Genomic DNA, 6432 nt, shown 5'->3' on the forward strand with positions numbered 1-6432 from the left:
ACTGTAGCGCGGTGCACAATGGAACCATGACTTCCAGCCAACATCAGACCCCGCAGCAGGCTTGGGATAGTCTGCGCGAAGGCAACGAACGTTTCATGCGCGGCGATTCCGACCACCCGCGCCAGGACTTGAGCCGCCGCATTTCCCTGCAGGAGGGGCAGAAGCCCCAGGCTGTAGTGTTGGCGTGTTCCGATTCCCGCGCCCCGGTGGAGATCCTCTTCGATCAGGGGCTCGGCGATGTCTTCGTAATCCGCACCGCCGGCGAGATTACCGACCTGTCCGTGCTGGCCTCCCTGGAGTTCGCGGTGGACTCCCTGGAGGTGCCGCTGGTTGTGGTGCTGGGGCACGAGAAATGCGGCGCGGTTGCGGCCGCCTCCCAGGCGTTGAACGGCGGCGACATGCCCGCGGGATTCCAGCGCGTGCTCGTGGAGAAGGTCACGCCCTCGTTGCTGTCCGCGAAGAAGCGCGGCATGGAAAGTAGTGACGCCTTCGAACGCAACCACGTGGCGGAGATCGCCGACCACATCGTGGATCGTTCGCCGGAGATTCAGGCGCGTCTGGCCGACAACCGTTGCGCAGTTGTGGGGCTGCGCTACCGCCTGTCCGATGGCCTGGCCGAGCCGCTGGTCAGTTACGGGTTGGATATTGAGGGCGCACAGCGCGTTCACTAGGAGTTTTGCCGGGTTTATCCCGTGTCTATGCGCTGTCTTGTAGCGGGCAGCCTTTAGCATTAGTTGCGTGACTGATGAAGACAACAGGCGCCCGTTGCCACGCGAAGTGTATATCCGCCGCCGCATCGCTGCGGTGGTGATCTTGGTCGTTGTGATCGGTGTGATCTGGGCTTTAATCAGCCTGGTCAGTGGGGGAGGGGACTCCGAGAACACGGCGTCCACCGAGACTGCCATCACTACCTCTGAGCAGCAGGATATGACTAGCTCGCCGGAGCCGCCGAAGGGTACGGAACCGAGCGATTCGGAGGAAGAGAAGGCGTCCGAAGAAAAGGACAAAGATAAAGGCAAGGACGACGAGAGCGACGAGAACAAGGACGAGAAGAAGGATTCTTGCTCGCTCGCCGACCTGCGGGTAATTGCGCGACCGGGTGCTCCGACGTTCAACGCGGAGCAGCAGCCGAACTTCTTCGTGAAGATCGAGAACCCGACGAATGCGGATTGTGACATCAACTTCGATGATTCCCCGCTGAAGTTCGAGGTCTTCACCATGGGCAACTATGAGCGCGTGTGGGGCGACATCGACTGCAACGAGCCGGAGGTCGTAGGCGATACGAAGATCAAGGCCGGCGAGTCCGCGAACTACGAGATGGCTGCCTGGTCCCGTACCACCTCCGCTCCGGGCAAGTGCGAGGACCGCAAACCGGTCGATCCGGGAAGCTACCTGCTGTACGCCCACGTGGGCGACAATACGTCCCAGCCGGCCTCGTTTAACTTGCAGTAGCTAGTAATGGCCTGGCTGGTGGCCTAGTCAGTAGATAGGCAGTAGTTGACCGCCTGGCAGAGCGTGGATACTTCCTTTACCTTCATTCCCTTCGGAGCTTCGTAGTGGCAGTTCTTCGGCACTAGCGCGGTGTGGAAGCCCAGGCGGTGCGCCTCTGCCAGCCTTTGAGTGAGCTGCGGAATGCGGCGCACTTCCCCACCCAAGCCCACCTCACCGAGGGCGACCAAGCCCAGGGGGAGCGGGGTACGTTTCGCGGTAGAGGCCAGCGCAAGCCCGGTCGCCAGATCCGCGGAAGGCTCCAGAATCTTCATCCCGCCGACCGTGGCGGCGTAGACTTCCTTATCTGCCAGTGGCAATCCGCAGCGTTCGGAGAGGACGGCCAGCACCATCGATACGCGCGAGGCATCCATGCCGGTCATGTAGCGTTTCGGGTTTTTAAACTCACTGTTAAGAGCCAAAGTTTGCAGCTCGCCGACCATGGCGCGGCGCCCGTCCATCACGACGGTGACTGCGGTGCCGGTCACAGATTCCGTGCGGTGATGCAAGAACAGTCCGCTGGGATCCGCAACCTCCTGGATGCCGTGGGCGGTCTGCTCGAAGCAGCCGACCTCGTCCGTGGCGCCGAAGCGATTCTTGATGCCGCGCAGAAAGCGCATGGAGGAGTGCTTGTCGCCCTCGAAGTTCAACACGACATCGACCAGGTGCTCGATGGTGCGGGGGCCGGCGACCGCACCCTCCTTCGTCACGTGACCCACTGCGATGACAGGCGTGCCAGACATCTTCGCCAGGGTTGTCAGGGTACTGGTGACCGCGCGGGTTTGGGCCACGCCACCAGCCACGCCTTCCACCCCAGTGGCCTGCATTGTCTGCAGGGAATCCACGATGATTAGTTCCGGGCTAAGTGCATCGACCTGCGCCAGACCATTCTCCAGGTCATTTTCGCTGGCCAGATAGAGCTTGTCGTGCAGCGCGCCGGTACGCTCCGCGCGGTGGCGCACCTGTCCTATGGATTCCTCCGCGGTGAGAATCAGAACCGTATGCCCCTTCTTAGCCCACGCCGCAGCAACCTCTAGAAGCAAGGTGGATTTACCCACACCCGGTTCACCCGCCAGCAGCACAGCGCTGCCCGGGACGATGCCGCCGCCTAGTACGCGGTCTAGCTCCCCGATACCCGTGGGGCGGTGTTTGGCGATTGTCGGATCCACCTGGGTGACCGGTTGGGCGCTGGCTCCTGGAACTAGGCCGGCAGCCCCGCGTCCCCCACCGCGGCGCCCCACGCCACCGCCAGCGCCCGCAACACCGGCGAACCCCAGTGCACCCAGAGAGCGCGTGTCCCGCTCCTCCAGCGATCCCCATTCACCACACTGTGGGCAGCGCCCCATCCATTTCGACAGCTGGTGGTCGCAGGAGGTGCAGACGAAAACCCGGCTTGCTTTGCTCGACTTACTTGCCATGCTCACAACAATAAACGCCGCCCCGGACAACCAATGCCCGGCGGCGACGTTTGTTCGATTTTGAGGAAGCCTACCTCTTGGGGCTACTTGTCGGTCAGGCTGCCATCCTCGTCGCGGTGCAGCTTGCCAGCCTCTGGAACGTATGCGGAAACCGGTGCGCTCAGTTCGACTTCGCCGACGTTAAGCTTGAAGGTGACCTTCTTGTGGCCGCCGACGTAAACGTCATCCAGTCCCTTGATGGAGGTGGTGGCGTACTGCAGCTGCTTCTGGTTCTTGGCCTCCAGGTCTTCCATGGCGAACTTGCCGTCGGCAACCAGAGAGCCGCCAGCCGGGATCTCCTTGCCGCTCAGGCCGGAGATCTCCTTGCTCTCCACCTTCACGGACTCAACCTTGACAGGCTTGCCGTGGTTGTCCTCGTTCGTGATGGTGAACTTCAGAGCCAGGGAGTTGTCCGGGCCGACAACTACGTTAACGTCCTGTACGGCAGCGTGCTCAGCGGTGCCGCTAGCACCGTTGACTGCGGCAACCTGGCTGGAAGTCTGGGAAATCTGACCTGCACCACACGCGGACAGCGCGAGTGCGGAACCTGCTGCGACCAGCGCCAGCGCACCACGGGCAAAGGTCGTCTTCAGCGGCTGGGCCTTGAGGGTCTTCACGATGCGTTCCTCCATCTGAGGCATGTCTTAAAAGCAGTTGAATAAAAACGTCTGCACCCAGCCTAGCTTGTAGGGGGCCGGTACACCTAGCCAAGGAGGCCTTTAAGGTTAATTAGTGCCCCCTAGTGTGCGCTTGCTGGGGGTTTTATGCCCCAAATGCGGGTAGCGCGGTCGATTACGGTAGAATCTATCGGGTATTTACTCGGGTATTTACGCCGTGCCTGCCAGTGCCCGGCACGGTCTTTCGGAAGGACGTTAGAGGAACACTTATGGAGTTCGCAGTCGGAGATACGGTCGTTTACCCGCACCACGGCGCCGCCGTCATCGAGGGCATCGAGCAGCGGGAGTTCAAGGGGGAAACCGTCGACTACCTGGTGCTGCGCATCAACCAGGGCGATCTTTCCGTGCGTGTCCCGGCCGCGAATGCCGAGAAGGTTGGCGTGCGTGACGTAGTGGGCGAGGAAGGCCTGCGCAAGGTCTTCTCCGTACTGCGCGAGACCGACGTGGAAGAGGCCGGCAACTGGTCCCGCCGTTACAAGGCGAACCAGGAGCGCCTGACCAGTGGTGACGTGAACAAGGTTGCCGAGGTTGTGCGCGACCTCTGGCGCCGCGACCAGGACCGCGGCCTGTCCGCCGGTGAGAAGCGCATGCTGGCCAAGGCCCGCCAGATCCTCGTGGGCGAGCTCGCACTGGCCGAGGGTGTGGACGACAAGAAGACCGACGCGCTACTGGCCGAGATGCAGGCCGCCATCAAGCGTCACCGCGAGGCCGCCGCTGCAGCCCGTGCCGCAGGCGTGGACGAGGACTCCAAGTCCGGCGGCTCCATTGATCTGGACGACGAGCTGGACGGCGAAGACTAAACCGGGCAGGCGCTGTGACAGCGAACGTCTACGCACTCGTCGCCGCCGCCGGTAGTGGCACTCGCCTGGGTTTCGATACCCCGAAGGCTTTCGTCGAACTCAACGGTCGATCGCTGCTGGAACGGTCGTTGGACGGCCTGGCGGCGTCCCAAAACATCGATCAAGCGATTGTGCTGGTCAGCGAGAACATGCGCGACCACGCCGGGCGCATCGTCAGTGATCCAATCAACGCCGCGGAGTGGGCGCCCATGACCGTCAGCGTGGAGCTTGGCGGTGGCGAGCGCTTTGACTCTGTGTACGCGGGCCTCGTTGCGATCCAACGGCGGCTAAATGCTGCGGGCGAGGCCACCGAGGGGCGCTTCGTAGCCGTCCACGATGCCGCCCGCTGCCTCACCCCACCCGCCATGATCGCCGAGGTTGTCGACCGCGCGCGCCGTGGTGTCGCGGGTGGTTCCTGGTGCGGGGCGATCCCGGTGTTGCCGGTGGTAGACACTATTAAAGTTATTGACGCCCCCACCTCCGGCCCCCGCGCAGGGCAGACGGTCGTGGAGCAGACACCAGACCGCGCTAGCCTGCGGGCAGCAGCTACGCCGCAGGTATTTGACCTGGAGAAGCTGATTGAAGCCAATGAGCAGTACTTGCGCACCACGGAGATCAGTTCCGCGCACGCGGTGGATCGGGTCGGTGCCTCACCGCTGCCGCTGGTAACAGACGATGCCTCACTGATGGAGATGGCAGGCTTCCCGGTGGTGGCGGTTGATGCCGATCCGCTAGCTATGAAGATCACCACACCCCAGGATTACCGCGTGGCGCAGATGATCCTGAATGGCAGCGAGGGCTAGAAGGCCCCCAGCAGACAAGTAGAACGCAACCAGAGGCGAGAGGCAGACGGCATGAACACCCCACACATCATCCCCCGCGTCGGCATTGCGACGGATGCTCACCAGGTGCAGCCAGGTAAAGATTGCTGGATGGCCTGCCTGCTGTGGGAGGGGCAGGACGGGTGCGAGGGGCACTCCGACGGCGACGTGGTGGCGCACGCGGTAGTGGATGCGCTGCTCTCCGCCGCCGGGCTGGGGGACCTGGGCAGCTTCGTCGGGGTGGGGCGCAAGGAATACGACAACGTCTCCGGCGAACGCCTACTGCGCGAGTGTCGTGAGCTGCTGGAATCCAAGGGCTTCGTGATCGGCAACACGGCGGTGCAGATGGTGGGGAACCGCCCGAAGATGGGCACCCGGCGCGCGGAGGCCGAGAAGGTGATGGGAGAGCTGATCGGCGCTCCGGTTTCCGTCTCTGCCACCACGACCGATCACATGGGCTTCACCGGCCGCGGCGAGGGTGTGGCGGCCGTGGCGACGGCGGTCGTGTGGCAGGCGCAGAATTAGTTATTGACAATCCTTTTATGTCTTCGTAGGTTTGTTCCATCACACAGAATCTCTGCGCACTAAAGGTCTGAAACTTCCTTGTCGAATAGCTACTCATTTTCTTTTAGCTACCCGCGCTCTAATGAAGGAGTCGAGGTCCACTCCCTCGAGGTTCCCGCTAGCCCAACAGTGATCCTGGGTGTCAATGGCGCCGGTAAGACCACGCTTATGAAGTTGCTGGCCGGACAGCTAAAACCGTCCAAAGGCGCTGTGCCGAAGTTGGGCCGAGCGGTGTACGTCCCGCAACTTTTCGAAAGCATCAATGGGGCGCGCGTGGTCGACTATGTTTCCTACGTCGCCTGGCTTAATGGAGCCGGTTGGGCGGAGAGCAAGAGGTCCGCAGCCTATTGGATTGAATTCGTCGGACTTAAAGCACACGCACATAAGCAATGCAGCAAGTTGTCTGGTGGGCAGCAAGCTCGCGTGCAAATAGCTACAGCCCTGAACTCTAACGCGGAGCACATACTGCTGGACGAACCCAGCGCCGCACTCGACCCACTGGCGAAGCGGGATCTGCAAGGGCTCTATCGATCCATTGCGGAAGCGGGCGTTGGCCTTTGGGTTTCTAGTCATCAGCCCTTGGAAG

Annotated in this window: 8 protein-coding genes; 6 read left to right on the forward strand and 2 right to left on the reverse strand. The window is 62.2% G+C overall.

Going from position 1 to position 6432, the window contains the following annotated elements:
• Window positions 1–26: 26 nt before the first annotated feature.
• Both Q0331_RS07870 and Q0331_RS07875 read left to right on the forward strand, forming a co-directional pair.
• Window positions 27–671: a carbonic anhydrase gene (locus Q0331_RS07870; RefSeq protein WP_298075839.1), complete on the forward strand. Its 645-nt coding sequence runs from the start codon at window positions 27–29 to the stop codon at window positions 669–671.
• Window positions 672–738: 67 nt separating this feature from the next.
• Complete coding sequence (locus Q0331_RS07875) at window positions 739–1452, forward strand: hypothetical protein (protein WP_298075840.1); 714 nt, start codon at window positions 739–741, stop codon at window positions 1450–1452.
• Between the two features lie 23 nt (window positions 1453–1475).
• Here Q0331_RS07875 and radA read toward each other — a convergent pair whose 3' ends face one another.
• Both radA and Q0331_RS07885 read right to left on the reverse strand, forming a co-directional pair.
• Window positions 1476–2906, reverse strand: coding sequence for a DNA repair protein RadA (gene radA / locus Q0331_RS07880; RefSeq protein ID WP_298075841.1), 1431 nt, complete (start codon window positions 2904–2906; stop codon window positions 1476–1478).
• 83 nt (window positions 2907–2989) lie between these two features.
• Complete coding sequence (locus Q0331_RS07885) at window positions 2990–3577, reverse strand: hypothetical protein (RefSeq protein WP_298075842.1); 588 nt, start codon at window positions 3575–3577, stop codon at window positions 2990–2992.
• A 254-nt stretch (window positions 3578–3831) separates the two neighbouring features.
• On the opposite strand from Q0331_RS07885, the gene Q0331_RS07890 reads away from it, so the two are divergent.
• From Q0331_RS07890 to Q0331_RS07905, 4 genes are all read left to right on the forward strand, one after another.
• A complete protein-coding gene (locus tag Q0331_RS07890) occupies window positions 3832–4422 on the forward strand; it encodes a CarD family transcriptional regulator (protein ID WP_049049590.1) in 591 nt (196 codons plus the stop codon).
• Window positions 4423–4436: 14 nt separating this feature from the next.
• On the forward strand, window positions 4437–5264 hold the full coding sequence (locus tag Q0331_RS07895; RefSeq protein WP_298075843.1) for a 2-C-methyl-D-erythritol 4-phosphate cytidylyltransferase: 828 nt from the start codon (window positions 4437–4439) through the stop codon (window positions 5262–5264).
• Window positions 5265–5315: 51 nt separating this feature from the next.
• Window positions 5316–5807 carry a 2-C-methyl-D-erythritol 2,4-cyclodiphosphate synthase gene (gene ispF / locus Q0331_RS07900; RefSeq protein ID WP_298075844.1) on the forward strand — a complete coding sequence of 164 codons (492 nt, stop codon included), beginning with the start codon at window positions 5316–5318 and terminating at the stop codon, window positions 5805–5807.
• 78 nt (window positions 5808–5885) lie between these two features.
• A partial coding sequence (locus Q0331_RS07905) for an ATP-binding cassette domain-containing protein (RefSeq protein WP_298075845.1) occupies window positions 5886–6432 on the forward strand: 547 nt, incomplete at its 3' end.

The sequence above is a fragment of the uncultured Corynebacterium sp. genome (genome assembly GCF_937999985.1).
GTDB lineage: Bacteria > Actinomycetota > Actinomycetes > Mycobacteriales > Mycobacteriaceae > Corynebacterium.

What these genes read in the sequence shown, in the direction of transcription:
- Q0331_RS07870 (WP_298075839.1), top strand. Translation starts at nt 27, where the DNA reads ATGACTTCCAGCCAACATCAGACCCCGCAGCAGGCTTGGGATAGTCTG.
- radA (WP_298075841.1), bottom strand. Translation starts at nt 2,906, where the DNA reads ATGGCAAGTAAGTCGAGCAAAGCAAGCCGGGTTTTCGTCTGCACCTCC.
- Q0331_RS07885 (WP_298075842.1), bottom strand. Translation starts at nt 3,577, where the DNA reads ATGGAGGAACGCATCGTGAAGACCCTCAAGGCCCAGCCGCTGAAGACG.
- Q0331_RS07890 (WP_049049590.1), top strand. Translation starts at nt 3,832, where the DNA reads ATGGAGTTCGCAGTCGGAGATACGGTCGTTTACCCGCACCACGGCGCC.
- ispF (WP_298075844.1), top strand. Translation starts at nt 5,316, where the DNA reads ATGAACACCCCACACATCATCCCCCGCGTCGGCATTGCGACGGATGCT.